The 26,825-nt window shown below is 43.1% G+C and carries 22 protein-coding genes and 1 pseudogene; 14 read left to right on the top strand and 9 right to left on the bottom strand.

Annotated features, from left to right (window positions below; translation table 11 throughout):
• The first annotated feature begins 356 nt into the window (after positions 1-356).
• The 10 genes and pseudogenes from RMX98_RS13520 (at position 357) to RMX98_RS13475 (ending at position 9,903) form a co-directional block, all read left to right on the top strand.
• The gene (locus RMX98_RS13520; RefSeq protein ID WP_322679707.1) at positions 357-617 is read left to right on the top strand and encodes a hypothetical protein; all 261 of its coding nucleotides are present in this window, start codon (positions 357-359) and stop codon (positions 615-617) included.
• Between the two features lie 240 nt (positions 618-857).
• Positions 858-1,841 carry an aldo/keto reductase family protein gene (locus RMX98_RS13515; protein ID WP_322679708.1) on the top strand — a complete coding sequence of 328 codons (984 nt, stop codon included), beginning with the start codon at positions 858-860 and terminating at the stop codon, positions 1,839-1,841.
• Positions 1,842-2,049: 208 nt separating this feature from the next.
• Positions 2,050-3,051, top strand: a complete 1,002-nt coding sequence (locus tag RMX98_RS13510; protein ID WP_322679709.1) for an ABC transporter substrate-binding protein — start codon at positions 2,050-2,052, stop codon at positions 3,049-3,051.
• Between the two features lie 455 nt (positions 3,052-3,506).
• Positions 3,507-5,075 carry a sugar ABC transporter ATP-binding protein gene (locus RMX98_RS13505; RefSeq protein WP_322679710.1) on the top strand — a complete coding sequence of 523 codons (1,569 nt, stop codon included), beginning with the start codon at positions 3,507-3,509 and terminating at the stop codon, positions 5,073-5,075.
• A complete protein-coding gene (locus tag RMX98_RS13500; RefSeq protein WP_322679711.1) occupies positions 5,035-6,015 on the top strand; it encodes an ABC transporter permease in 981 nt (326 codons plus the stop codon). Before RMX98_RS13505 ends, RMX98_RS13500 begins: the two co-directional genes overlap by 41 nt.
• Positions 6,016-6,174: 159 nt before the next feature.
• Positions 6,175-6,993 carry an ABC transporter permease gene (locus tag RMX98_RS13495; RefSeq protein ID WP_322679712.1) on the top strand — a complete coding sequence of 273 codons (819 nt, stop codon included), beginning with the start codon at positions 6,175-6,177 and terminating at the stop codon, positions 6,991-6,993.
• Between the two features lies 1 nt (position 6,994).
• A pseudogene (locus RMX98_RS13490) lies at positions 6,995-7,081 on the top strand (DUF4336 domain-containing protein); the annotation flags it as partial.
• A gap of 188 nt (positions 7,082-7,269) precedes the next feature.
• Positions 7,270-8,316, top strand: coding sequence for a J domain-containing protein (locus tag RMX98_RS13485; protein WP_322679713.1), 1,047 nt, complete (start codon positions 7,270-7,272; stop codon positions 8,314-8,316).
• 69 nt (positions 8,317-8,385) lie between these two features.
• A complete protein-coding gene (locus RMX98_RS13480) occupies positions 8,386-8,841 on the top strand; it encodes a rhodanese-like domain-containing protein (RefSeq protein WP_322679714.1) in 456 nt (151 codons plus the stop codon).
• 303 nt (positions 8,842-9,144) lie between these two features.
• Entirely contained in the window at positions 9,145-9,903 is a 759-nt protein-coding gene (locus RMX98_RS13475) for a TIGR04283 family arsenosugar biosynthesis glycosyltransferase (RefSeq protein WP_322679715.1), read from the top strand.
• Here RMX98_RS13475 and RMX98_RS13470 read toward each other — a convergent pair.
• The 3 genes from RMX98_RS13470 to RMX98_RS13460 all read right to left on the bottom strand — a co-directional run bounded on the left by RMX98_RS13470 (position 9,888) and on the right by RMX98_RS13460 (position 13,947).
• Complete coding sequence (locus RMX98_RS13470) at positions 9,888-10,589, bottom strand: DUF547 domain-containing protein (RefSeq protein ID WP_322679716.1); 702 nt, start codon at positions 10,587-10,589, stop codon at positions 9,888-9,890. The two genes, RMX98_RS13475 and RMX98_RS13470, sit on opposite strands and share 16 nt — an antisense overlap.
• Before the next feature lie 65 nt (positions 10,590-10,654).
• Entirely contained in the window at positions 10,655-12,145 is a 1,491-nt protein-coding gene (locus RMX98_RS13465) for a glutamine synthetase family protein (protein WP_322679717.1), read from the bottom strand.
• 239 nt (positions 12,146-12,384) lie between these two features.
• Positions 12,385-13,947, bottom strand: coding sequence for a sodium:proton antiporter (locus RMX98_RS13460; RefSeq protein WP_322679718.1), 1,563 nt, complete (start codon positions 13,945-13,947; stop codon positions 12,385-12,387).
• A 130-nt stretch (positions 13,948-14,077) separates the two neighbouring features.
• On the opposite strand from RMX98_RS13460, the gene RMX98_RS13455 reads away from it, so the two are divergent.
• The gene (locus tag RMX98_RS13455) at positions 14,078-15,079 is read left to right on the top strand and encodes a DUF389 domain-containing protein (RefSeq protein WP_322679719.1); all 1,002 of its coding nucleotides are present in this window, start codon (positions 14,078-14,080) and stop codon (positions 15,077-15,079) included.
• A gap of 34 nt (positions 15,080-15,113) precedes the next feature.
• On the opposite strand, the gene RMX98_RS13450 is transcribed toward RMX98_RS13455, so the two are convergent.
• The 5 genes from RMX98_RS13450 to RMX98_RS13430 form a co-directional block, all read right to left on the bottom strand.
• On the bottom strand, positions 15,114-15,677 hold the full coding sequence (locus RMX98_RS13450; protein ID WP_322679720.1) for a DUF3124 domain-containing protein: 564 nt from the start codon (positions 15,675-15,677) through the stop codon (positions 15,114-15,116).
• Between the two features lie 66 nt (positions 15,678-15,743).
• On the bottom strand, positions 15,744-16,421 hold the full coding sequence (locus RMX98_RS13445; protein ID WP_322679721.1) for a TrkA family potassium uptake protein: 678 nt from the start codon (positions 16,419-16,421) through the stop codon (positions 15,744-15,746).
• Positions 16,422-16,700: 279 nt separating this feature from the next.
• The gene (locus RMX98_RS13440) at positions 16,701-19,706 is read right to left on the bottom strand and encodes an MFS transporter (protein WP_322679722.1); all 3,006 of its coding nucleotides are present in this window, start codon (positions 19,704-19,706) and stop codon (positions 16,701-16,703) included.
• Between the two features lie 383 nt (positions 19,707-20,089).
• Positions 20,090-20,623 (bottom strand): translation initiation factor IF-3, encoded by a 534-nt coding sequence (infC, locus tag RMX98_RS13435; RefSeq protein ID WP_190732259.1) that lies wholly within the window; start codon positions 20,621-20,623, stop codon positions 20,090-20,092.
• Between the two features lie 457 nt (positions 20,624-21,080).
• The gene (locus tag RMX98_RS13430) at positions 21,081-21,860 is read right to left on the bottom strand and encodes a glucosamine-6-phosphate deaminase (RefSeq protein ID WP_322679723.1); all 780 of its coding nucleotides are present in this window, start codon (positions 21,858-21,860) and stop codon (positions 21,081-21,083) included.
• 213 nt (positions 21,861-22,073) lie between these two features.
• Here RMX98_RS13430 and RMX98_RS13425 point away from each other — a divergent pair, with 213 nt between their 5' ends.
• Positions 22,074-22,778, top strand: a complete 705-nt coding sequence (locus RMX98_RS13425) for an HAD-IA family hydrolase (RefSeq protein ID WP_322679724.1) — start codon at positions 22,074-22,076, stop codon at positions 22,776-22,778.
• Between the two features lie 364 nt (positions 22,779-23,142).
• On the opposite strand, the gene RMX98_RS13420 is transcribed toward RMX98_RS13425, so the two are convergent.
• Entirely contained in the window at positions 23,143-23,646 is a 504-nt protein-coding gene (locus RMX98_RS13420) for a DinB family protein (RefSeq protein ID WP_409880928.1), read from the bottom strand.
• Positions 23,647-24,101: 455 nt separating this feature from the next.
• Between RMX98_RS13420 and RMX98_RS13415 the strand changes: the two genes are divergently transcribed.
• Positions 24,102-25,235 (top strand): substrate-binding domain-containing protein, encoded by a 1,134-nt coding sequence (locus RMX98_RS13415; RefSeq protein ID WP_322679726.1) that lies wholly within the window; start codon positions 24,102-24,104, stop codon positions 25,233-25,235.
• 474 nt (positions 25,236-25,709) lie between these two features.
• Positions 25,710-26,675 (top strand): nitrogenase iron protein, encoded by a 966-nt coding sequence (nifH, locus tag RMX98_RS13410; RefSeq protein WP_322679727.1) that lies wholly within the window; start codon positions 25,710-25,712, stop codon positions 26,673-26,675.
• Positions 26,676-26,825 lie beyond the last annotated feature (150 nt).

The following is a 26,825-nucleotide window of genomic DNA, read 5'->3' as shown; positions in this document are numbered from 1 at the left end:
CACTGATTATGTATTATTAACTACGTCAAAAATTTACCTAAACTCAGTCTGTTGGCACTTTTGCAAATTTTACTACGATATTATTGTATTGAAATATTCTGATCCATCTAGTTTTACCAAGATAGTTAGTAAGAGAAGTAGTAAAACTGCTTAACCGTCGGAGTGCTGGGTTGGCCACAGTAATTCCTGAGTCTGTTCTAACTTTGAAAAAATAATTACGGGAATAAATAAAGCACTATATCAGGCAAAAGCAGGAGGAGGCAATTGCTTCAAGCACAATAGCCGACTTACGGATATGCATTTTCAGTGCAATATGCCTGTTTTGCTTGGCCAAATATTAATGACAGGGTGAACTGATGGTACAGCACAATCAATCAGACAAAAACAGATTTATTTATCATCGCAATGGCTATTACGGTCAATTTCAGCTACCAAACTTAGTTTTTAATGCCAATTTGCAAGAATTTGCTCAAAAAGTTGGCTACATTTCTGCCTTAGAAACCAACGGTAAGCTTGACCCAGAAAATGCTTACAAGCAAATTCAGGCACTTTGGAAACAGTTAAAGCAGAGTAAAAAAGAGCTTTTGATTGAGAAAGAGCCACCAGGATCAGTCTGAAGTTACTCTAATTCCGGGCGGCATCACTATATTTTTTATTATAAGTTCACCTATTGATGAGCTGGTGTTTCTTCCTGATGAAAGAGAACTTAAGCACCAACATTTTCTAAAGTGGGCTTAAAGAATTAACTAGGATGCGATCAAGCGATGGCGATCGCATCCTGTTTAAAGTGCGAATTTTAACATTGGTTTTGACGGCAAGAGGGAGTCAATCAAGGTTTCGTAAAAAGGAGATAACTTATGGAATATCGGCAGTTAGGTAAACACGGTATTCGTGTCTCGGAAATTTGTTTAGGATCGTGGCTTACCTATGGTGGCGCAACGGCAGAAGATACCGCCGGTGAATGTATTGAGCAAGCATATAATTTGGGAATCAATTTTTTTGACACGGCAAATGTCTATGCCGGGGGAGAAGCTGAAAAAATTGTGGGTAAGGTGCTACGGCAATACCCGCGTGAATCATATATTCTGGCAAGCAAAGTTTATTTCCCAATGGGTAATGGGCCCAACGATCGCGGACTATCACGCAAACATATTCTGGAGCAATGTGATGCCAGTCTGAAGCGATTGGGGCTGGACTACATTGATCTGTACCAGGCACATCGTTATGACCCGACTGTACCATTGGCTGAAACTTTGATGGCATTTGATCATCTGGTAAAACAGGGGAAAATCCTTTATTACGGAGTTTCTGAATGGAGTGCCGGACAACTCGCCCATGCGACCGACCTGACGCGGTTGGCAAATCTCGCACTGATCGCATCCGATCAGCCTCGTTACAATATGCTCGATCGCACAATCGAAAAAGAAGTGTTACCCCTGTGCCGTCGAGAAGGTATTGGCATAATCAATTATTCACCCTTAGCGCAAGGTCTGCTGACTGGTAAATACAAACCGGGTCAATCCTTACCCCAAGGTTCACGGGCAAGTGACCCGAAACAAAATATGTTTTTAAACAATGGGAAACTGGATCAGCAGCAGTTGCTCAAGGTACAGCGACTGTTGCCCATCGCCGAACAAGAAGGTTTGAGCCTCAGCCAATTGGCGCTTGCTTGGTGCTTACGCAATCCCGAAATTAGTAGCGTTATCATCGGTGCAAGCAAACCAGCACAGGTAGAAGAAAACGTTAGTGCATCGGGTAAACAACTGTCTCCGGCAACAATTCAACACATTGAAGAAGTTCTGGAAATGGAAATTAGCGATCGCGTCACGGTTGGTGTTTGAGTTGTTTTTTATACCCCTGAAGCGACTTATCGAAAAATAGGCAATAGGCAATAGATAAGAGGCAATAGGCAATAGATAAGAGGCAATAGGCACTCTTGCAATAGTCAAGAAACCTCTTTGAGTTGTACTGAATTTTTTCAGAAATCAAATATGAGTCCTATATTTATTTTGAGATAAGCTCAATGTAGCGTTCAGACATGATCGGGTTATGAAGAATAAAACCTGTTTTGGATGCTCAGGTATCGGAGCTTATATGCCAAAGTTCCTGGTATTTAGCGCCTACGTTGTGATTATTGTTTCGGCTTTCTCGCTGTCTGGCTGTATACGCGAGAAAACAAAAAAAATTGTCGGATTTTCGCAAACGGAGAACATCGGCCCGTGGCGCATTGCCGAAACGAACAGCATTAAGGAGGAGGCGGCCAAGCGTAAGCAAACTTATGATTTTCTGATGACGGATGCCCAGGGACAGACATCAAAGCAATTTTCTGATATTGAGGATCTGATCGCGCGACAAGTTGATGTGATATTTCTTGCACCACGCGAGTATGAAGGACTCACACCCGCCCTCGAAGCAGCGAGAACGGCAAAAATCCCGGTTTTTCTCATCGACCGTGAAGCGGCGGGAAGACCAGGCGAACATTTCGTCAGCTTTCTTGGGTCAGATTTTATCACGCAAGGCCGCCGCGTTGGCGAATGGCTGGCTAAGGCAAGCAATGGCAAGGCATCCATCGTGGAACTCACTGGAACTGCGGGTTCATCGGTTGCAATTGATCGGGCTAAGGGGTTTCGTAATGCGATCGCTAGTTATCCCAACATGAAAATCATCGCCACGCAGACGGCGGATTTTTCGCGGGCTGCGGCAGTGCGGGTAATGGAAAACATCATCCAGGCGAAGGGTTCCGATATTACCGCAGTGTATGCTCACAACGACGAAATGGCATTGGGTGCTATCCAGGCTCTCAAATCCGCAGGTATGAAGCCTGGTAAGGATGTGATGGTCGGTTCAATCGATGGTCAGAAAGCCGCGCTTGAGGCGATAATCCGTGGTGAGCTTGGTGTTAGTGTCGAGTCGAACCCGCGTTTTGGCCCGCTTGTCTTCACCACGATGGAAGAGTATTTTGCTGGCAAGAAAATTCCTCCTCGGATTATTCTCAAAGACAGACTCTTTGATGTTACCAATGCCAAGGATTTCGTAGATGAAGCATACTAATACCAATTCGTAATACTTCGGCTACGCGGTTCCTGAGCGAAGTCGAAGGGCAGTACAAGTTCGTAATTCGTAATTCGTAATTAAGAAAATCAGATAATTAAGTCGGCGCAATAAAACCAAACTGTGTGAATAAAAATAAATAAGGCTCAAACTCTTTCTCCCCCTCCTCCCGGTCACTGAGTGTTGGTCATTGAGCGTAGCCGAAATGAGCCGAAGTGCTGCCCTCTGCTTTATCCCAACAATAATTATTCACACCGACCTACTTATTGTTTGGGTTTCAGGATTTGAATATGTTGCCGGATTTGAGAAAATTGGTATAAGTAGTTCTCATCCTAAAATAAAAAAAAGATAACCTGGAATTTTCCTGAGCCTCCACGATAGATAAAAAAAATTACTATAGTGCGAAGTGAAGGATCTCCACTATCGGCAATTAAGACAAAAACTAGGTAAAGCCGATGAATCAGGCGACTAGAAATGTCCTGTGCATGACGGGTATAAAAAAAAGTTTTTCCGGCGTGCCAGCGCTCTGGGGTGTGGATTTTGAACTGAAGGCAGGCGAGATTCATGCACTGGTTGGAGAGAATGGCGCTGGCAAATCGACGCTGATCAAGATTATGACGGGGGCTTATCGACGGGATTCGGGTGTTATAGAGTACGACCAGAAAACCGTGGCATTTCAGAACCCAACCGAAGCGCAGGCGGCAGGCATTGTAGCTGTTTACCAAGAGATCCAGCTCGTGGATTTGAGAACTGTTGCTGAGAATATTTTTCTGGGCAGGGAGCCGCATCGCTTCGGCATCATTGATAGACGAGTGATGAATACTAACGCCGCCGATATCCTGGAGCGCCTGGGGTTGCATATCGACCCGCACTCAGTGGTTGGTTCGCTGAATATTGCCCATCGCCAGATGGTGGCGATCGCCCGCGCTATCTCCTTTGGGGCGCGGGTGCTGATCCTCGATGAACCCACGAGTTCGCTGACGGAAACTGAAGTTTCTGTTCTTTTTGATGTCATGCGGCGGCTAAAGTCGCAAGGAACATCCATCGTTTACGTCAGCCACCGTTTTGAAGAACTTTACGCCGTGTGCGATCGCGTGACGGTACTACGTGATGGGCGCAACATCGTGACGCGATCGCTCTCTTCGCTGACTCGTCTGGAACTCGTTTGTTTTATGCTAGGTCGTAAACCCGAAGAGGTGAGCCAAGGAGTCACGGCGTTTGCAGGACACTCGCAAAACACGCCAGATCGGCCAGTGCTACTCCAAGCGGAAGCTCTCAAATATAAAAAACGGCTCAATGGTATTTCCATTGAAATGCGGCATGGCGAAATCGTCGGAATTGCAGGTTTGCTCGGCTCTGGTCGTAGTGAAACAGTGCGTGCCCTATTCGGGGCTGAACCCCTTGAGGGTGGAACTGTAAAACTCGAAGGTAGTCTTTTATCTCTGCGCGATCCTCATGATGCGATCGCTGCTGGAATCGCTTTCCTTTCCGAGGATCGCAAGGCAGACGGGATCATCCCTGAGCTTTCGGTGCGCGAAAACCTGACGCTTGCTGCACTACCTAACCTGACGCGATGGGGCATCGTTTCTAGAAAACAACAGAACGAGCTTGTAGAGCGTTTCATGCAGCGCCTTGGAATCAAGGCAGCCAGCGCCGAGCAGAAGATCCACGAACTATCGGGCGGCAATCAGCAGAAGGTGCTTCTGGCGCGATGGCTGTGCAAGAATACAAAACTTCTTCTCCTCGATGAGCCAACTCGTGGTATTGATGTTGGTGCAAAGCGCGAAATCCAGCAGCTGATTGCCGAACTAGCAGAGCAAGGGCTGGGAGTTCTGATGATTTCCTCGGAAGTGGAAGAATTAGTTGAAGGTTCGCAACGTGTCGTCGTCCTGCGTGACGGGCGGTCAATCGCGGAACTGGGCGGCGAGCAGAAGAACATAAAAGCAATTCTGCACGCAATGGCGGAAGGTGCAGATCGTCAGGATGATGGACAATCTCAAACAAAGCAAAACCCAAATGAGTAGCAAGAAGTCCGATCTGGGTTGGGGAACCCTGTGGAACCCAAACTTCGGTGCATTTGCGGCACTTTTAATTCTCTACGTTGCAAACGCCATCTTCACTCCGCGTTTTGCAACAATTAGCAACACATTAAATATGTTGCTCCAAGTATCGACGACAATGTTGGTTGCCGTTGGTATGACCTTTGTCATTGCCTCCCGTGGCATCGACCTGACGGTTGGCTCTACTATGGCATTGGTTTCAGTCATTGTCGCATTGCTGATTAAGTATGGGATGACTGTTGCCATCTTGTTCGCTTTCAGCGCTGCTCTATTGGTTGGTTCAATCAATGGCTTTCTGATCTCACGTCTGAAACTTGATGCCTTGATCGTCACCTTGGCGGCTCTGATCTTATGGCGTGGGATTGCTCAGGTTATCGGGGACGGTAAGCTCGTTCCCTTTGTCAATCCGACATTTGAAGCGCTGGGAAAGGGCTATGTCGGTTCTATACCAATTCAAGTTGTGATTGCGGCAGTAGCGATCGCGGCAGCTTTCTTCTGTATTCGCTCTACACTTTTCGGTCGTCATATCGTTGCAGTTGGCGGCAACGAGGAGGCTGCACGGCTTGCGGGTATTCGTGCGGAGCGCGTGAAATATATAGTCTATATAATTAGCGCCCTGCTTGCTGGGGTTGCCGGACTTATTGAGACAGCGAGGCTGGGTATGGGCGATCCGAGTAAAGTCGGTGTCAACGCGGAATTTGATGCGATCGCCGCCGTTGTTGTTGGCGGTACGCCCTTCTCCGGTGGTCGGGCAAATATCCTCGGCACTGTTGTCGGGGCCCTTCTCATGCAGGTGATTTCCACAAGTTTCAATATGCTGCTGATTCCCTTTACCTGGTCATTGGTTTTGAAATCCGTAATCATTCTTTTCGCCATTTTTTTGCAGCGTCCCAGGGAGGTTTAACGCGTCATGGCTGCTACAAAATCTCTTACACTTGCGGGTATGCGGCGTTTTGCCAAGCTCCTCACCTCCCAAGGCGTGCTACTCATGCTCCTTAGTTTGGCTGTTTTCGCATCCTTTCGTTATGAAACCTTCCTGACACCTGTTAATCTGATGAACATCATGCGACAGAACAGTATGCTGGCGATCGTGGCGCTGGGCATGACTGTCGTAATCTTGAGTGGAGGAATCGATCTGTCTGTGGGTTCCCTCGTTGCTCTAGGTGGTGTTGTCGCCGCAATTCTCGCTCCTCAAGGAAGCTTCGTAGCAATCGCCGCCGGCATTGCTAGCACCACGTTGCTCGGTGTAGTCAATGGTCTTCTGGTGTCTCGTGCGCGGCTTCAGCCGTTCGTCGTTACCTTATTCACTGCCAGCGCTGCACGCGGGCTGGCGTTGAGCATCACCGAGGAAAAGTCCATTGCCGTATCATCGACAGCATCGGGACTTGTTTGGCTGGGTAGAGGGTTCATTGGTTGGGTTCCTGTACCTGTGCTGATAGTTGCACTCTTATATTTTGCTGCTTGGTTTATGCTGCACAGAAGCCAATTAGGTTTGCACATATTCGCTATTGGCAACAACGAGGAGGCTTCTCGGCTGATGGGTGTGAACCCAAACCAAGTAAAGCTTGCAGTCTACACATTTAGCGGTTTACTTTCAGGGCTTGCTGGTATTATTCTCGCAGGTCGTCTAGGGGCGGGTCAGCCAGTGGCCGCCTTTGGCTGGGAAACAGATGCGATCGCCGCCACCGTCATGGGAGGAACATTTCTCGCAGGGGGTCAGGGGAGCGTGTTTCCGACGCTAGTCGGTGTACTTTTACTAGGAATGATGTACAATCTTTTAAATCTTGAGGGAACCATTACTCCTTGGTGGCAACTTGTACTCCGTGGTGCTTTCTTACTTTTGGTCGTGCTTTTTCAGCAGCGTATCGTGCAGAAAAACTGAATTGGACATCGACTTGAAACGAGGTTCTTTTGCAGAAGTTGCAGTATTTCACAAGCGATCGCACACTCTACTTATAACTGATTCGGTTTGGGCTTTACTTGTGTCCAAGCGTACTGGAAGTTACTGCAATTGCACAGATGTTTCGTGATCCTCTCAAAGCACCAGAGCCATTTAAGAGAGGAACGTCCGCAGGTAAAAATAGAATGTTTGCAACTGCTGGCAACGTTAAAATTAGATCCAGCGCGAATGCAATTGAATTCTTACCATAAATCTTTTATGCCTCGAAAAATTCCACCTCCATCCCACTCTACTCTTGCAACTCCACTAGCTCTGTCTCAATTACATATCCGCTTACAATTTTTAGAAAAAGAACACCAATCCTTACTCAAACAGATTAAGAGAAAACGCACAGAACTGAATAACTTTGTTGAACAGACGCGAACTTTTGCCACAGAAATTTTTCATAAAGCCAGTCCCAGCTTCCAAAAAATGGCTGAGTTAGACCAGAATCTTCATGCTCTATTTGATGAAATTTTTACTACTAGAAAGTTTGGCAAACAAACCTTCAAAAATATAGAGGCCGTATACCTGAAACTCCAGTTTACAGGAATCATTAGCCCAAAAAGCATTCGCAAAAAATTTTCAACAGAGCTAGATGAATTGTTTGACAATCCCAATACCGAATCAGACTTTTCCAGGGAAACTACTGAAGGTCGCCATCAATATTGGGAAACAAAAGAATCTGTAGAATCTCAGTCTGTAGCTAGAACAGAAGATAAGAGAAAAATTCGTGAAACATTTCTGAGGTTAGCTGAAATCTTTCACCCTGACAAAGTAAAAGACAGCGAGACACAGACAGATTATACAGAAATCATGAAAACAATCAATCAAGCCTACCAAGAAGGTGATTTGGCAAGACTTCTAGAAATTGAACGAATTCACCAAGTTGGGGAAGTTATTGACAATAATAGTGAGGATGATTTAACTCGAAAATGTCGAACTATAGAGCAGCAAAATCAAATTCTTATCACTCAATATGAAAACTTGAAACGCGAATTACGTTTGGCAAAAAAAACTCCAGAAGGGACGATGGTTTCCGATTCTCGTAAAGCTGCTAAAAAAGGTATTGACTCTATGGCTATTATGGTAGAAACAATAGATAATCAAATAAAGGTTGTTTCTCAAATTCGGGATTTTGTCAAGGACTTTAGAGAACAGAAAATCACTATCAAAGAATTTCTTGATGGCCCACCAATGCACTCCTTAGACGAGGAAACTATGGAAGATATTTTGGAGCAGATGTTGTCAGAATTAATGAGATAGTAATTTATTTTTTGGAAAAATCAGAGTTTATAGTGAATTAAAGTTAAATAGTCTGGAGGATTTTCACAAGTGCGATCGCTCACATTTAACTTAATTAAACTTCTGATCGAATTTCAGTTTCCTACTGTTGAGAAAATTAATTGCAACCAATTAGCTCAATTACTATTGGATTCTGCACCACCGCCATTACTGCTAGATGTACGAAGTCAGACAGAGTATGAGGTGAGCCATCTCGAAACAGCAGTACATATAGACACTTTTACACCTGACTTAACAGCACTTTCAACATCAAAAGATAGACCAATTATCGTGTACTGTTCTATTGGCTACCGGAGCGCCAAATTAGCCCAACGGCTTCAGCAAACCGGGATGAAGTGCATTTATAACTTAAGCGGTGGGATTTTTCAGTGGGTAAATGAAGGGAGGCTTATTTTTAAAGACGAGCATCAGACACAGCTTGTACATCCTTATAATGCAATATGGGGAAAACTGCTAAAAGCTACAAACCGTGCTCAGGAGTGGTAAATTTTAAGTAAATACGCTTGTTTGTTTAACAGGACTAATATTTGATTTTTGAAAAAATTTGGTATACCTTAATCTTCTGAAATCCTATTGCCTATTGCCTATTGCCTATTTCCTATTGCCTATTGCCTATTGCCTATTTCCTATTGCCTACTAAGCCAAGTGATTTCAGTAATCAAACCGGATTCCGATAGCATCAAATTTCTAATCAAAAAGTGACTCAGATATCCCGATTTTTCTCGATTACTAAAACCCATCAACATTAAGCAAGTAGAATAAAAGCAATAATAAAACTATTTATACTGCATGTCTCAAGTTTCGATTGTCATTCCGACTTTAAACGAAGCAGTTAGTTTGGGGCGTACATTGCGCCAACTGACTTTACTTAATCCCCCTGCTTTTGAAGTGATAGTGGTAGATGGTGGCAGCGAAGATGAGACAATGGCAGTTGCAAAGCAATGCTTTGAATCATTCGATCAGTCGCTATGTCGTCTACAAATTCTCTCATCTGAGCAGCGTGGGCGTTCTATTCAGATGAATTACGGTGCATCGGCTGCAACTGGAGATATTCTTTGTTTTCTTCATGCAGACACTTGGGTGCCGGATGACCTAATCACTGTAATAAAGCAAACCTTAGCAGAGCCAACTATTGCCTGTGGGGGATTTATTTCTCTGATGAGTGGATCTCAAACGACTCGCTGGGGTATCTCTCTACATAATTATCTAAAAACTTATTACGCACCACTGTTATTTAAACCTTACCTATTTTTTCGAGGATTACGTCTTTTGTTTGGAGATCAGGTGATGTTTTGTCGTAGTACTGACTTTTGGGATTGCGATGGATTTGATCGGGCGTTGCCGATTATGGAGGATGGAGATTTATGCCTGAAATTGGTTAAAAAAGGACGTATTTATCAGGTAAACCGGATTGTTCAATCTTCAGATCGCCGCGTCGCCAAATGGGGTAGCTTCAAAGCAACTGCAATTTACCTTTACATTGGGATTTTGTGGGGGATTGGCGTTGATGCAAATTATCTCAAACAATTTTATCAAGATATTCGCTGATTCAGGCTCCAGTCATAGTAAAGATAGGAAATCGGCGTTGAGGCATTTATTGGCAGGTCTGTTTCTAAGTAGGAGCAGATATATTCTGGAATGGAGGATGTAACCTTGAGAAAATCTTGACGATACCATTTAAAGATTTTGCTACAGTAAAGCGTTTTACTATCTGAGTCATAACGGACTTTTTCAGGATTATTAATGAAGCGACGAGCGTCTTCATCTAACTGCTGAGTAACTTGTTCAGGAAAATAAGCTCCAGCACGCAGTAATGGACAACCTACTGAAGCGCAGACAATTGCAAAATGAATTCGCGGCTCTTGTAGTTTCTTCCGCAGAATAGAGTTCTCTATTTTGGTTAAACTGTAACGTTCGCCAAATATATAATGACTACGACGTTGAAAGAACCACAAAAAAGACAGCCAGTTGGGAATGCCTAAGATTCGCGGAAGAATTGACTCAATTGGGTATCTCTCCAAAATTGCCGAAATAGTGAACGCATTGTAAAGATTGATCCACAATGCCAATTGCTCAAAAGTGCTGCAATTAGATGTAAAATCCAGATTTGTTTGACTTGACAACCAATCTCCTATCGCTTGAGGTTGCTCAGTTTTCCAAGCAATATAGTCTACACGACCTTGTTGATCGACATACTGATGCAACAATTTGTCCCAAGGTTCAAAATCAATCATTATCGCTGTGTTTAGGTGTTGACCGTTGTTTTTATTTTTTGGAAGTTCTTTTAAGCAAACTCAACTCAAAATAATTCAAAATATTCTCTTTGTTCCCAGCTAGTCACCTGTTTTAAATAATCTTCTGGTGGCTGATCAGCGACGGATTGCAAAAAGCGATTAATTTCACTCTGTTTCATCTTAATAATGAAGTTTATGAACTGCTGCCCCATTTTTTGAGAAAAAAGTTCGCTTTGGCTCAAATATGCGATCGCCTCTGATAAACTTTTGGGTAAGGTCGGACTTTCTGTAGCGTAAGGTGACTCTGTTGGGGAGCCAGGGTCAACTTTACGATCTACACCATCTAACCCAGAAATCAATTGCGATGCCATATACAGATAAGGATTGGCTGCTGGTTCTCCAACTCGGTTTTCAATGTGGGTGGTGGGGTCATCATAACCGCCTTGTAATCTAATCATTGCCCCTCGGTTTTCCAATCCCCATCCGGCACGGTCAGGAGCTAGGGAATAAGGTCTAAATCTTTTGTAGCCGTTAATTGTCGGGGTTGTGAACACAGAAGCAGCATTGGCGTGTTTGAGAAGACCACCAACGAAGTGTTTACCTAAATCTGACATTAGGGTTTTGGCGTTTGCAGACATGAAAGCGTTCTCGCCTGTAGTTCGGTCTACAAGGGATTGGTGCAAATGCCAGCCATTGGAAGAAGAACCTTGCAATCCGGGACGACACATAAATGATGCGATGTAACCTTGTTGACGGCAGATTTGCTTGGTCGCCATTCGGAATATCATCATTGTATCCGCAGCTTGCAATGCCGGAATTGGATCAAAGGTAAATTCAAATTGACCGATACCTCCTTCGTTTTCTACACTCCTTAAAGGCAATTTCATTTCAACTAAGTTTTCTGCCAGAACGCGCAGTAAGTCGTGAATTTCGGGATTGTGGGATTCTAAAAGGTATTGGAAACTATGCTCTACAGCGCTAACTTTGGCAGGTTCACCAGGTTTTCCAGAAGTACCAACATCAGCGATCGCTAACATCGGATCTTCTAACTTTGCCAGATACCACTCAACTTCTAAGCCGACAATATACTCCAACCCTCTTTGATGTAACTCTACCAATAATTGGCGCAAAATACCGCGACTGGAAAAGGGCATTACCTGACCATTTTGAAAGTACTCGTCACAAAGGATAAAACCAGTGCGTTTTGCCCAAGGCAGAATTTTGAAGGTATCAGGGTCAGGAACAACTACAAGATTTGGCGCACCTGTCATCAAAGGCATATCTAAACTACCACCGGGAACAAACGGGTTAAATACTATTGCACCACCAGTATCAAACAGGAATGTCCCTGTGCTGATTTGCATACCGTTTTCTAAGGCGCTGAAAAATGTCTGGGGTAAGAGCGACTTGCTACGAACAATACCATGCTGGTCTGCCCAAGCGGTACGAATCAACAATAGATCCCGTTCTTTGACAACAGCCTTGATCTTTGAAGATGCTTCTTTTTGGATTTCTGTCCACAGGTGATGACGCTCAATAAATCCAGGTCTTTTCATTTAGATTGCCATTACGAATTATTTTAAAGGCGATCGCTTATAGTTATTTTGACTTTTAATCACTCTACCAGGACTGATAAAAGAAATTCCTTGTTGAAAGTCAGTACCAATATATAAGAATGCATTTAATTAAACGAACCGCCTTATCTGCGAGTTGGCAAAAGCTTATCGCAGAGAATACGCCAAATGCGCCAAGGGAAAAGAAGCAATTATTAGGTGCAAGTTTAGATAGAATTGGTCTAAAATTGATTATTTTGCAAAATATCCTCAAGCATAGAGGCTAATTCTTTATTCAACCGACCAGACTTGACAAATTCTGCATAAGTATCTGCTTCAATTGCCAGCAGTTCTCCTCGAAATTGTTCCGTTGTAAAGCTTTGAAGATTGGGATATTCATCCCCTAATTTGTCAATTTTTGTCAGTAAATCTGCAAGTTCACCTTTGATTAGTGTCTCCTGATAACGGCGAAACTCAGGGTCAATGCCAGGGCGTTGGTCTGCCTGGAGGTGTTGCAGAACGCGTTCTAAGGCAACATGACGGGCAACAAATTCTAAATATTGCTCACGTAAGGGTGCATCACCTAGTAAATTGAGTTTTTCTAGTAAAGGTTTGATGGATAATCCCTGAACAAGTAAAGTAAATAAAACTACTCCAAATACCGTAGCAATGATTTTTTCTCGCTCTGGTAGTGTCGTTGATACACTCAATGCCAGGGCAATGGAGACAGAACCGCGTAACCCACCCCACCATAGAATAATTTGGTCTGGTAAAGAAATTTCCGATTTGGTGATGCGATCGCTCAATTTGCTGAGGATGTAAATAGCAACTGCCCGCATGGCAATCATTGCTGTTACTGTCACCATAATGATTTGCAGGTTTTCGCCTAAACTCGCAAAGCGTATTTGGTCGCCAATCAGCAGGAAGACAATTGAGTTAACAAAGAACGCCAAAAATTCCCAAAATTCGGAGACAATAATCCGAGTACGGGGATTCATGCCGATACGAGAGCCGAAGTTGCCTAAAATTAAACCTGTGGTGACAACTCCAATTACCCCAGAACCGCCCAAGTCTTCAATAATCAGGTAAGTACCATAAGCCGAAACCAAGGTTAAGGATTGCTCGACTAAGGGCAAATCGAAGCGCTGGGTAAGATAGGAAATACCAAACCCGATAAAAGCTCCCACTGCTACACCGATGCCAACAACTTTAAATAATTGCAATAAAATTGGTTGGAGTTCTAATTCTACAGTTCCCAAAGGCAGCGCTACCAAAAAGCCAAAAGCAACTACAGCCATGCCATCATTGAACAGGCTTTCGCCTTCCATTAAGGTGACAAGACGACTATCTACACCCAGTTCACGAAACAAAGCGGTAACAGAAACAGGGTCAGTGGCAGATAGACTGGCTGCAATGAGTAAAGCTGTTGTTAGGGAAATACCAACGAGTTGATTGAGAGCGATCGCTACTCCTGCGATCGCAATTACCACCCCGAACACTGCATAAAGGCAAATTGGCACTAAATCCCGCTTCAGTTCCGACCATTTCAAATTCCATGCAGCTTCAAACAGCAGGGGTGGTAAAAAAATGAACAAAATTAATTCGGGGGAAAGGGTTACTAAACGGACATCGGCAAAGGCCAAACCTAACCCAACAATCACCAGTAGTAAGGTGTAAGGGATATTGCGAAACCAGCTAAAAATCTGCGGTAGTGTCGCCACACCTAAAGATACCGAAAGTACCAACAGAAACTGCTTGAGATTGTTTGTAATGACTTCCTCGGCGATCGCGGATTCAAGTACCATAAAAATATTCCTGGTATAATTTTGCATTTATCCTCATCTGACTATTTTTAGATGAGACTAGTTCAATGTAAGACTTTAATTAGCAGAGAATGAAGATTTTACAGTTAACCGAGCATTCAGGAGGAAGGTCTTGGGTAATAACATTCGAGACCGCTTTAAAAATTTCCGCCGCCAGGGTTCGCAGCCGGAAAAACTCCAACAGCTACAAACAGACTTGCTGGCAGAATCAACTCTAGACTCAGCTTACATAATTTTGATTATTAGCTCCTGTGCCATCGCTACTTTAGGTTTATTGTCTAACAGTGCAGCCGTGATTATCGGTGCGATGATTATTGCCCCTCTAATGTTGCCGATTCGTGGGTTAGCTTTTGGCGCTCTTCAAGCAGATATTACCTTGTTCCGCAAGGGAGTAGTTGCTGTAGCAGTGGGTACAGTATTGGCAATAGCGATCGCCTTGACTTTGGGTTTGTTGGTGGGATTGCCGAGTTATGGTAGCGAGATACTAGCTCGATCAAGACCAACGCTGTTAGATTTGGGAATTGCGGTAGCGGCTGGTGGTATCAGTGGCTATGCGAAAGTTGAAACGAAAATCTCTGCTAGTTTAGCAGGAACTGCGATCGCTGTTGCCCTCATGCCCCCTATCTGTGTGATTGGCTTAGGTCTGGCACAGGGGAATTGGTCACTCAGTCTAGGGGCAACCCTACTTTATCTCACCAACTTGCTAGGTATTGCCCTTTCCTGTATGGTGACATTCTTAGTAGCAGGTTACACCTCTATGGCGCGGGCCCGTCAACCCCTAATTTGGACTATGGCTTTGACAGCTATCCTGCTAATTCCCTTGGGAGTCAGTTTTGCCCGACTGGTACGACAGGCGCAACTAGAAACCAGCTTACGACGGGCATTGTTAAACCGAACTGTCACCTTTGGGCGATTGCAATTGCTTAACAGTAATACCAATTGGTTGACAAATCCCCCAGAAGTCCGTTTGAGTGTCCGGGCAAGGGAACCTGTCACACCTCGGCAAGTGGAATTATTAGAAGAATTTATCAAACAAGAGATGGGGCAACCATTCACTCTAATTTTTGAAGTTGGTCAAGTAGAGGAAATTAGAAGTTCTGAACCCACACCTTGAAGTTGCTAATTTGGTAGCAGTAAGGTCAGGATTTTTATTTTAAAGGCGATCGCTTATCGTTATTTTGACTTTTAATCACTCTACCAGGACTGATAAAAGAAATTCCTTGTTGAAAATCAGTACCAATCATGACTGCCTCTACTATCGGTTCGGATATTTCTGTTTGGGCTACCCACTCGACAATGAAGTTTGCGCCTAAACCACCAGTGGTGTCATTTCTATTGATAAAAAAATCTGTAGAAGCTAACGCGTCAATCTGAATCGGGCGCTCCAAATACTGTTTAACTAGTTTTCCTTCTGAGTTATGGTAGCGCACGGAAGTAATAATAATCGGATTGGTCAAATCTGTATTCCGAATACTGAGTGTCACAGCTAACTCGAAAATCTCCTGCTTATTGTGATGATAGATATGTGAATAGACAGGAACATAAATAGTTTGACCGCTTGCTATCTTAAAATTTTTATCCAGCGTCACAATTTTTTGCAATGGGGTTGCTTGAATGGCATCGGGTTGTGACTTGGGTGTAATATTTGGTGATGTACAAGATGCCAGAAAAATAACAGCGATCGCTAAATAAATATATCGATACGGCTTCATCAAAACTCACCAATTTTATATGTGTAGCTAACCCTACCTAATAAACAGTTTAGGTAGAAACTGCGCTCAACATCTTTGTTCAATAAAATCAATGACTTGATGTAAAGATCCTGGTTTAGTCACAATCAGCACAGTTGAATAAGGTTCCAGTATTGTACTGCCATTAGGAATCATTAAATCTTGGTGGGGATGGGATTGATAACCAATAATTAGCGAACCAGTGGGAAATTGGGGATCTTGAGCAATTTCGGCAACGCTACGACCAGCAACATAGCAATTGTTAGGAATAGAAAGTTTCAGAACCTCAATCTGTCCCTGCTCAAAATGCATCATTGATTCCACTTGCGGATACTCAATGGCGTTTACCATTGTTGAAACTGATAGTTCAACAGTACTAATAATGTGGTTAGCTCCAGCGATACGCAAAGGTTCGGCAAAATCTGGGTGGCGCATCCGGCTCAAAATATGAGTGACACCGTAGTGTTTCGCAAGAGTTACCATTGCCAAGTTTAAGGCATCACTTCTTAAGACAGCTGCCAAGGAACCGGCTTTGCGAATCCCCGCTTCTAACAATACTTCTGTACTCACAGCACTGCCTTCAAAAGCCATTGCTCCCACTTGTTCGCGAGCGTAGCGGCAAGCGATAGGATCAATGTCAATTACAGCAACAGTATGTCCTAGTTCTACCAGTTTTTGCGCCAAACTTAAGCCCACTAAGCCGGCTCCACCAATTAGTACGTACATGATTCCTGATATTCTTTGAATTTTTACTTCAGTTTACAGGTTAACAAATAGTCATTTGTCATTTGTCATTAGTTATTGGGCATTAATTCTACTTCGACGTTGCTGATTACGGTATAAAAAATAATTTTGCGTTATTTCAAAATCCTTGTAGAGACGTTGCAATGCAACTTGTAGAGACGTTGCAATGCAACTTGTAGAGACGTTGCAATGCAACGTCTCTACATCCAAATTCATACCTCGATTCAGCAACACCCTACTTCTACAGCGATTGGAGGATTTTTAATTGTAATTTTTGAATTGGTATTTTTCGAGTAACTCTTTAACTTGAGCCGCTACCAAAGGGTGTGAATCTTTTTGTAACTGGGGGAGGATTTGCAGGAGAACGCGATGTGAAACCATATTCAAGTATGCGATCGCAGCTTCTCTAACAAAGCCGGTGGGATGACGTAAACTCACTAATATCTCAGAACTAGTTAATCGGATACGTGTCACTTGAGCATAATGAAAACAGCAAGCTAGACACCAGTCAGAGAGGAAGTTACCCAACATCAGCAATCTGTGGAGGCGATCGCTAACTACCATGTTCTCATATTCTACAATTTTGGCTTCGACAAGATGTTGCAATTTTTCTGACTGCGGTCGGTTATCTAAAATATTCAGCAATAAAGACTTTGAAGACAAAGTTATGGTATGCTCTAATATTTCTAACCCCCGCGCTAAGTTTACCACTGAGAGCGATCGCAGATTGAAGGATGCTGCCTGCATCTTTTCTGGCGAGTAAAGCAGTTTCAGTAACAGTAGCAACCGCTCTTTGACATCCAATTCTAATTCTAAAAGGGCGCGTTGCAGTAACTCAGAGACAATCACAATCCTCTCGCTGGATTGATAATTTTCTTTTTGGTCTAGTGTTTGGAAGTCAACGTATGCCGCGTAAATCTCACCTAAAAATTTTAATTCCTGCTTAATTAAATTTTCTACCCGACTTTCATAAAACCGATCCACTAAACCTTTAATTCCTGGTTGTTTGTGTATTTTTAATAAGCTACGGAGAATATGATCCCTTGTAGTACCCCAAGATGTCTCCAAGTTTTCCCATAAAGTCTCCAATGCTTCCTGAGTACCGACTTGAGCAATAGTGCGCCAAGCATACATCCGCACTACTTCCGGTTTGTAAATATTCGTAGCCAACCGCAACAGCATTTCTAAAGCTTCATTTTCCAGTCGCATCAGGGCTGACATTGCTGTACTGCGGGTTGATTTGTAATAAAGTGCTGCAATCAGTGCCGAATAGTACTCTTCTAAATGGGTTGCTGCAATCATTTCCAAGACGGCACAGCGCACTCGTAATGACTCATCTTGTAATAAATTCGGGATGTGAATCCGCAACGCTTGCAAATAAACTGCTTCTCTGAGCGCTCTGACTCCATTTACCCGTTCGCGTTCTTGTTTATGAGTCAGCATCCGGCGCATGGTTTGGGTAGCTGCTACCTTTTGCATCGGCGTTCCTTGGCGTAAGACCAAAGCGGCGGCGGTGGCGCGGATGAGTGAGTTTTGCCGGGGGTTCAAGTATTCTTCTAGGAGGCTTAAATTGGGATTTGGTTCCGCCAGCCAAACGTAGCGCAACGCTAAGGCAAAAACTTCGGGGTTAGTTTCTTGGGATTCTTCTAATAAAGGACGGATGGCGGGTAAATAAGCCGGATTTGCGCCTCCCATCAGCATTACTTCCAAACTTTGGCGCTGCAAATCTGGGGTTAACTTGACTAGTAAAGGTGCTAAAACTTCGGCGGCTCCAAGGGAGTCCATTTGGGCTAAAAGTTCAATGCAAGAGCGTTTATCAGCCTCACTGCCTTTTTCTGCCAAGGCTTTGACTACCCCCTGCTTGAAGAATCGTAAGCCCATGTTGGCTGCACTTAAGTGACCCCGTGCCACACTTAAGACTAACAGTTCAACATAGCGCGATCGCAATTCCCAAACTACTGTTAAACAGGTGCCAGTTATCAGCATTGTTTCTGCTACTAACACCCACTTTTGCAGTGATACGGGTACAAACCGCCCACAAAACAATAGAGTTGCAAAAATTAGCGCTCCTGTCAAACCTGTAGCGATCGCTTCGGCGGTTCCGCCAGATAAAGTCTGCATCCGGCTGCGAATTCCCTCTGGAATCGGTTGGTACAAAATTGGGCCACTACTCATGACAAAGGTGTAGCGTAGGAGTTCATCAAAGAATTTGACAATTACCAAACCCCAGAAAAAGCTTTGCGATTGGATGGCTGGAATTAAATACAGCAATATCAGCACACCTGGTAGCGAAAAGCCTACGGTGATTGGTAAAAGCGTCGCAGTGAAAAATACTCCCATTCGTTCAATGAGTCGGCTAGAAATAAACCACTGCAACAACAACTCACACAGCCCCAACATTCCACCAAACAGACCCAAGAAACTGGCGAGTTCTCGGTCGCCCAAATTGGATTGGAGTTCACGTAGATACTGAAAATCTATTAATAACCCAATGACTTGCAATAGACCCACAAAAGCAAATAACTGCCAGACATACCGTTTCAGTGGACTTTTAATGAAGCGCTGCCGTGAAGCTTGTTCTTCAGGAACTAGTCTTTGTGGGGTTTCAGGAAAAGCTGCTCGATAATGATGAGTTAAATAGAGTAAAATCCCCGATCCTAATAAAATCACCCCACAGGCGATGAGGATGATCTTATTCAATGTGGTGTATTGCACCAGCCAAGGCAAACTAAAACCACTGATAACATCTGCTACCAAAAGACCACTACTCACCAGTGGGTAAGTGCGTTTAATTTCCCGAATGTTAAATAGTTGGTTGGCGACGATAGAGATGTTGAGGTCATTAACCACATAAAGTGCATCTACCCAAAGCCGCAGCAGAAATACCGAAATAACTGCTAGGTAAGAAAAATGCGATCCCCAACGTAATACAACTAATAAAACTAATGGCATCAACATGCAAGGTGCGATCGCCACAATCACCGGACGTAAGGGAAAAATCTTTTGCAGCCAAGAGTATAAAAAAACCAGTCCTGCACTCGTCGCGGCGCTGGCAATATACATCCACGGCAGTAGGTTAGTCTCGTATTTATCCAAAAACAGCGCCACCGTACTGTCTTCTGCCCATCGCAATCCTACACATACAGTTGTGTAAAAAACAAACATTATCTGAGTTCGTTCGCTCTCCTCTGGCCGGAGATTCACCCACTGTAGTAGCCGTGTTAGAACGCCTTTATTTGCAGCCAACCAGTAATTTTTCAGTTCCATGCAGTTTTTTTAGTTTTTGGTAGTATCACCGCGTAATGGGGAAGAGGGGGTGGAGAAGTAGGGGGAGCAGGGGAAGCAAATACTTTTTTACTCCATTTCCAGGACTTTGTTGGGTTTCACGACCTTCAACCCAACTTACAAATCTTCAAAACCTACGCAGTATTACCCGTTACTCCCTCATCTCCCCCATCTCTTGGAAATAGCAAAAGTCCTGAGCAACTGAGTATTATGTTTCCCACTTAGCCTTCAGGACTATCGATTTGAGATAAATTTAAATGACCTTAAAGCTTTAAGCACACAGATGCACCCAAACGAAAAATGAAAAAATCCCCTGGCCATAAGCCAGGGGATTTTCAAACTTGGTCTATTAAAGAGTTAGAGAATTATTTTTTGGGCGAGATGAGCATCATCATGTTTCGTCCTTCTTTTTTAGGCGCTTGTTGAAGCTCACCAAAAGGCTCCAAATCAGTTGCCATTCGCTTGAGCAAATCTTCTGCTAGGTCGCTGTGTTGAATTTCTCGACCCCGGAACATCACAGTCGCTTTGACTTTATCGCCATCTTTCAAAAAGCGCTCTGCTTGCTTAACACGCACATTATAGTCGTGTTCTTCTATTTTGTAGCGCATCTTAACTTCTTTGACATCAGCAGTGTGCTGCTTTTTCCGGGCTTCCCGCGCCTTTTTCTCCTGCTCAAACTTATATTTCCCGTAGTCCATAATCCGACAAACTGGCGGGTCAGCTTTGTCACTTATTAGCACCAAATCTAATTCTTTCTCTTCTGCTAGTTGTAGTGCTTCCTGTGGGAGCATAATTCCCAGTTGGGCACCATCAGTGTCAATGACCCGAATTTTCGGGAAGCGAATTCGTTCGTTAATTTGGGGCAGATCGCGAGTTCTTTTCTTCTCAATCACAGGCATTATGATTTGTGGGAGCTCTTAATGAAGGATTTGGTGTGGTCTAGATTGGTATGCCTCAGAGGCAAAATACAGAAGTAACTCAGGACTGAAAACATAGTCTACAGTTCTAGGGTAACTAATCCATAAAATACTTGCCTCGTTGTATTTGTCATTCTACTCACTCTGAGATAATTTCTCTACAATCGTTAATCTAAATTACACAACCTAGACCATGTTAAATATTATTACAATTATTTAGCAATACTTTTTGCGATCGCGTAACCGCCCACCGAAGGCGATCGCATTGAGTACATCATAAATCTCCAAATTACCAAGACCAAAAATGCAGGACATCTAGCAAAATTTATGTATTACATTACAATACATGAGGTGATTATATAGTTTCCAGTCCACTTGAGGGGACTTAGTTTCGCCAGAATTTTCCTTTTTCTTTGGTGTTGTGGATTAATGATGAAATCTACAAGTAACTAATACAGCTTGCAGAATTAACATCCAAAAATAACGTTGCTTGGGGTTGTTGACGGAGAACAGAAGCTGGACAGTCTGTACTTATAGCTCCTTGCAACATCTCTTTTACCACATTTGCTTTACGTTTTTCTGGAGCCAGACAGATAATTTTTTTTGCGGAACAAATCGTTGGGATGGTGACAGTAAAAGCATATTGTGGTACTATTTCTAGATTTGGAAAGTGACCTGTGCTTACTTGTTGCTGACGGTTGACCGTATCCAGTTTCACCAATTTAACGCTGTAAGGATCTTGAAAATTTGCTACTGCTGGATCGTTAAAAGCCAAATGTCCATTTTCGCCAACACCAAGACAGCATAAGTCAATTGGTTGTGCAAGGAGTAGTTTAGTGTAGCGATCGCACTCTGCCACTGGTTGCAATGTATCACCTTCTATATAGTGAAATTCTTTAGGAGCAACCCGCTTCTCTACACGTTCTCGCATATAGCGCCGAAAACTGGCAGAATGGTCAGCAGTAATTCCCAAATATTCATCTAGATGGAACATGGTAATCCGTGACCAATCTACACCACCCAATGCAATCAAAGCATCGAGAAATTTGAGTTGGGAGTTACCTGTTGCTAGCAATACAGCAGCTGTATCCTGTTGCTCAAGAACCTGCTGTAAATAATTTTGCGCGATTTCGGCAACATCCTGAGCCATTTCGACTTCAGAGTTGTAAATCTGCACTAGTAAATCATCAACGCGAAAAAAGTTTGTAGCGGCTAGCATTTGCTTACACATAAAGTTATTAATTATACGGCAGTTTCTTGAGAGGCTCTACCTGTCTGCCTTAGATGCCCTATCCAGTATAGATTTTAGGATTTAGCAGATTAATTCACGACTTTTTGCCCTGTATTGACGAAGGAAGAATTACTAAGGACAAAAAAACAATGTAAACTATTTAAATTAAGTTAACAATTATTTACATTTTACCAAAAAATCATGCTGGCTGCAATTCTCTTTGACCTAGACGGCACTATTGTCAACACTGACCCCATACACTACCGAGCTTGGCAGGAAATGCTGTTAAATTACAGCATAGAAATTGACGAAAAATTTTATAAATCTCGGATTAGTGGGCGGTTAAATCCAGAAATTGTCAAGGACATTCTGCCACAATTATCAGCAGCAGAAGGGCAAAAATTTGCAGACGAAAAAGAGGCGCTTTTCCGCCAACGCGCCTCGCATCTCAAACCGCTAAGTGGATTTTCTGAACTACTAGAATGGACAGAGATACATCAGTTAAAACGAGCATTAGTAACTAATGCCCCTAGATTAAATGCAGAATTTATGCTAGAGATTTTAGGAATAAAAGAAGCTTTCCATGTAGTTGTTTTAGCGGATGATTGTATTGCAGGTAAGCCTGACCCTGCACCCTATCAAGTTGCCCTAAACAAGTTGGGGATTCAAGCAGGAGAAGCGATCGCTTTAGAAGACTCTCCCTCTGGTATTCGTTCAGCAGTGGGCGCAGATATTCGCACCATTGGCATCGCCTCCACCCACAATCCCCAAATTTTACAAGAAGTCGGCGCATTTATGGCAATTCCAGATTTTACTGATTTGCAGTTGTGGACATTGCTCAACTCACTCATCAAGCAAGATTCGAGTGCAACAGTGCCATCAATGCCGAAACCACATTTAGGATAAGGATTGTGGAAAACGCTAAACGCCATAATTCTTCTTCGATGGTCTGAAAAATCGGTAGTCGGCTAACATTTCTGTTTCCTAATATAGGACTCATATTTGATTTCTGAAAAAATTCAGTACAACTCAAAGAGGTTTCTTGACGATTGCCTATTACCTCTTACCTCTTACCTATTGCCTATTGCCTATTGCCTATTGCCTCTTACCTCTTACCTATTGCCTCTTGCCTATTACCTCTTACCTCTTACCTCTTACCTCCTACACAAATAATTATAGCTACGCTCCCGTGAGGGATACAGAAATCAAAGCGGATTGCTATATATACAGCAAAATCCATCAGCCTGAACTACAAGGCTTGGATTCAAATCTAAAATTTATAGTAAGGATTGTATGGAAGATCAGTATTTCCATAATCAATTCCCATTTTGTGTAGCTCTGAAGTTATTTGACTTCTATGATGAGTTTGATGGTTAAACAGTTGCATATAATAGAAAGATTTGGGTATTCTGCGATTTCTATTCAATTTTTCGCTCCAAAATTCCACGATCTCATCCAGCCAATCTTGAGAACATCTTTGAGACTCTGTGACAAGTTTTTCATCAAGTTTAAAACGTGCAGATTTTAATTCAGTGTATTCAGTATATGGAATCAAGCTTGGGTCGAATTTAGGAAGAGTTTTCGTATAAATCAAAAAATGAATAGTTTCATCTACATGAATAATGTGATTCAGAGTTTTAAATATTGACTCGAAAAACATTCCCCTATTCAAACGGAGTTGCTCATCACTCAACTCATCACAAATTTTGAAAAGGCTCTCATTCTGCCACTTATTATACAGAGCCATTGTTTCCACAAATTTTGAAGTTATCATGATTCGTGTCACTGCTAATTTTACATCAAATTAGGTAATTTTTCATTAGGGCAACATTTACCCCTAAAAACTAAATTGATTGGTATATTTTATACTATTTGTGTTACTTGTCTATCAAGCATCAAAGCTGAAACTAATCTCTAAAACTGTATTAGATACTAATTTTTTACCAACTATATTGGTAAAAAATTACTGCAAAATAAATGCTCTATTTATTGGAGTTTGGGGCTTTTAAGCCATAATAGCAGGTAAAAAGCAACCACTCGTAAAAATAATTTGCGCTTCGCAAGCAAATTGGCAATTTCTGTGATAGTCTTTTTATATGGGGAATCAAGACAGCGAAAGCACAAAAACTCGTCTAAGAGAAATGATATAAACTCCTAGACCTCACTTTCGCCTTGGCAGATGCAATATTTAAATCCGCTACGGCTTTTTGAAACCAAGAGACAAAGCCAATGAAGCAGGATAGTGACCTCCGTAATAACTTGAAGTCCATTAGAACTCGCTTAGGCATGAGCCAACAAGATTTGGCTAACATCGCTAGTGTGACTCGTCAGACTATTAGTGGTGTAGAGTCGGGACTATATGCTCCCTCAGTAGCCATAACACTTCGCTTGGCCAAAGCGCTTGGCTGTCAAGTTGAGGATCTATTCTGGTTAGAGCGGGATTTACCTGAAATTGAAGCCGTTCTTGCCAAACCTGTTCCGAATGGTCAGCAATTGCGAGTTAGTGTGGCTCGTGTCGGAGGACAATGGATAGCTTATCCCTTGATTGGTAAGGATGCTTTTCGCCAAGATATGATTCCGGCTGATGGTGAAGGCAGTAGTCAAACAGGTACAAATAAAGTTCGAGTCCGTCTTTTAGACGATAATCTCGACACACTTCACAACACAGTTGTGATTGCTGGTTGTGCCCCTGTGATTTCACTATGGGCAAGAGCCACCGAACGCTGGCATCCTCAACTGCGAGTCCAATATAACTTCGCCAATAGCATGGCTGCATTGCATAGTCTATGCAGAGGTGAGGCGCACATCGCTGGGATGCATCTGTACGATCCTGAGACTGGTGAGTATAATACTCCCTTTGTTCGAGATGTTCTGGCTGGGAGGGAAGCAGTTCTGATTACCCTTGGTGTTTGGGAAGAGGGACTTTTGTTGAAGTCAGGGAACCCAATGGGAATTAGAACAGTGACTGACTTAGTGGCTGGGGGAGCGACTATTGTTAACCGCGAAATCGGTTCTGGTAGTCGGATGCTTTTGGAACAAACACTCCAAAAAGAGCAAATACCATTCGATGCCGTTCAGGGCTTTGACAATGTACTCAAAACTCACCAAGATGTTGCCCAAGCTGTAGTCAGAGGAGTTGCCGATGCAGGTATGAGTACGGCATCTGTAGCTACCGCCTTTGGGCTGGGATTTATCCCTCTACATCAGTCACGATATGATTTGGTGATTCTCAAGGAATATTTGGAAGAAGCACCTGTACAACAGTTGCTCAGTACTTTGGGACATCGCATGGTTCACTCCCAATTTGAAATTCTCGGCGGTTACGATATCAGCAAAATCGGGGAAATTGTAGCGACTGTTTAGAGTGGATTGCAATGGTTGGTTGTGTGGTTTAGGGAAAACTTGGCGTAAATTTAAATCCTGCTGCAACCACTCTTGAGGTATGAGCAACCTTCAGGAGATTACAACAACTGATGATGTTCAATTCGTAATTCGGATTTCAATTTGAGTTTCCGGCTTGGAATCTGTAGTAAAGACGCGATGAATCGCGTCTCTACAAATAGTCTATTTGTGGCTTTCTTTTTTTCCATTGGTATTGCTACCGCTAGAGAAATCATTTAAGTGAGCGGATGGTAATACTTGCAATATTCCTTGAGTAATGACTCTAGATCAACGAAAACTGACCAAAACTTGAATATGTTCTTTATTCGGACTCTTTTTGCTGTAGAACGAGCACCTCCAATGACGTTCTACATAAGGTCGCTGCTGTAATTTAACAGCACAATCCCCTCATAAACCGACACACTCAACAAACAAACAATTGCAGGATAAATTATCATGTCCGACGAAAGAATTAGACAGATTGCTTTTTACGGTAAAGGTGGTATTGGTAAATCTACCACTTCTCAAAACACCCTTGCTGCGATGGCAGAAGTGGGTAAACGCATCTTGATTGTCGGATGTGACCCGAAAGCTGACTCCACTCGTTTGATTTTGCACTGTAAAGCTCAAACTACCGTGCTGCATTTAGCTGCTGAACGGGGTGCTGTGGAAGATATCGAACTCGAAGAAGTGGTAATCACTGGTTTCCGCAATATCAGATGCGTAGAATCAGGTGGGCCAGAACCTGGTGTAGGTTGCGCCGGTCGGGGTATCATCACCGCTATTAACTTCCTTGAAGAAAACGGCGCTTATTCAGATGTAGATTTCGTATCTTACGACGTATTGGGCGACGTTGTATGCGGTGGTTTTGCGATGCCAATTCGTGAAGGTAAAGCCCAAGAAATCTACATTGTTACCTCTGGTGAAATGATGGCGATGTTTGCAGCTAACAACATTGCTCGTGGCGTTCTCAAATATGCTCACACTGGTGGGGTACGTTTGGGTGGACTAATTTGTAACAGCCGGAAAACTGACCGAGAAGACGAACTGATTAGCACCCTTGCAGCGAGATTAAGTACTCAGATGATTCACTTCGTCCCCCGTGACAATATCGTGCAACACGCCGAATTACGTCGGATGACTGTAAACGAGTACGCACCCGATAGCAACCAAGCTAATGAATATCGCACACTAGCAGATAAGATTATCAACAATACAAATCTCGCCGTTCCCACACCCATCGAAATGGATGAGTTAGAAGATTTGTTGATTGAATTCGGTATCCTTGAAAGTGAAGAAAATGCTGCGAAACTAATTAGCCAAGCAGATGCTGTTAAGAAGCAAGAAGATGCTGAAGGTGAAGCATTAGAAGCACTGAAAAAAGGAAATGTAGAAATAGTTTCTGGTAGCGAGAAAAAGTAAGATTCTTGTTCAGACTTCGATACTAGATACAGAGTAAATATGAGGTGGGCTATTTTGGCCCACCCTCTGACCAATCCTTTTAAATGGAGGTAGTGAAATAGCAATCTTAACTCTCTGCATTTGAATCACTGTGTTAACACTAATCTAACA

The organism is Nostoc sp. DedQUE02 (assembly GCF_034531035.1).
In the GTDB taxonomy this organism is placed as follows: Bacteria; Cyanobacteriota; Cyanobacteriia; order Cyanobacteriales; family Nostocaceae; genus Nostoc.
Note: the sequence above shows the minus strand (reverse complement) of the source record. Positions and strands in the feature narration are given on the sequence as shown.

What these genes read in the sequence shown, in the direction of transcription:
- RMX98_RS13520 (WP_322679707.1), top strand. Translation starts at nt 357, where the DNA reads ATGGTACAGCACAATCAATCAGACAAAAACAGATTTATTTATCATCGC.
- RMX98_RS13515 (WP_322679708.1), top strand. Translation starts at nt 858, where the DNA reads ATGGAATATCGGCAGTTAGGTAAACACGGTATTCGTGTCTCGGAAATT.
- RMX98_RS13510 (WP_322679709.1), top strand. Translation starts at nt 2,050, where the DNA reads ATGAAGAATAAAACCTGTTTTGGATGCTCAGGTATCGGAGCTTATATG.
- RMX98_RS13505 (WP_322679710.1), top strand. Translation starts at nt 3,507, where the DNA reads ATGAATCAGGCGACTAGAAATGTCCTGTGCATGACGGGTATAAAAAAA.
- RMX98_RS13500 (WP_322679711.1), top strand. Translation starts at nt 5,035, where the DNA reads ATGATGGACAATCTCAAACAAAGCAAAACCCAAATGAGTAGCAAGAAG.
- RMX98_RS13495 (WP_322679712.1), top strand. Translation starts at nt 6,175, where the DNA reads ATGCGACAGAACAGTATGCTGGCGATCGTGGCGCTGGGCATGACTGTC.
- RMX98_RS13485 (WP_322679713.1), top strand. Translation starts at nt 7,270, where the DNA reads ATGCCTCGAAAAATTCCACCTCCATCCCACTCTACTCTTGCAACTCCA.
- RMX98_RS13475 (WP_322679715.1), top strand. Translation starts at nt 9,145, where the DNA reads ATGTCTCAAGTTTCGATTGTCATTCCGACTTTAAACGAAGCAGTTAGT.
- RMX98_RS13470 (WP_322679716.1), bottom strand. Translation starts at nt 10,589, where the DNA reads ATGATTGATTTTGAACCTTGGGACAAATTGTTGCATCAGTATGTCGAT.
- RMX98_RS13465 (WP_322679717.1), bottom strand. Translation starts at nt 12,145, where the DNA reads ATGAAAAGACCTGGATTTATTGAGCGTCATCACCTGTGGACAGAAATC.
- RMX98_RS13460 (WP_322679718.1), bottom strand. Translation starts at nt 13,947, where the DNA reads ATGGTACTTGAATCCGCGATCGCCGAGGAAGTCATTACAAACAATCTC.
- RMX98_RS13450 (WP_322679720.1), bottom strand. Translation starts at nt 15,677, where the DNA reads ATGAAGCCGTATCGATATATTTATTTAGCGATCGCTGTTATTTTTCTG.
- RMX98_RS13445 (WP_322679721.1), bottom strand. Translation starts at nt 16,421, where the DNA reads ATGTACGTACTAATTGGTGGAGCCGGCTTAGTGGGCTTAAGTTTGGCG.
- RMX98_RS13440 (WP_322679722.1), bottom strand. Translation starts at nt 19,706, where the DNA reads ATGGAACTGAAAAATTACTGGTTGGCTGCAAATAAAGGCGTTCTAACA.
- infC (WP_190732259.1), bottom strand. Translation starts at nt 20,623, where the DNA reads ATGCCTGTGATTGAGAAGAAAAGAACTCGCGATCTGCCCCAAATTAAC.
- RMX98_RS13430 (WP_322679723.1), bottom strand. Translation starts at nt 21,860, where the DNA reads ATGCTAGCCGCTACAAACTTTTTTCGCGTTGATGATTTACTAGTGCAG.
- RMX98_RS13425 (WP_322679724.1), top strand. Translation starts at nt 22,074, where the DNA reads ATGCTGGCTGCAATTCTCTTTGACCTAGACGGCACTATTGTCAACACT.
- RMX98_RS13420 (WP_409880928.1), bottom strand. Translation starts at nt 23,646, where the DNA reads ATGATAACTTCAAAATTTGTGGAAACAATGGCTCTGTATAATAAGTGG.
- RMX98_RS13415 (WP_322679726.1), top strand. Translation starts at nt 24,102, where the DNA reads ATGAAGCAGGATAGTGACCTCCGTAATAACTTGAAGTCCATTAGAACT.
- nifH (WP_322679727.1), top strand. Translation starts at nt 25,710, where the DNA reads ATGTCCGACGAAAGAATTAGACAGATTGCTTTTTACGGTAAAGGTGGT.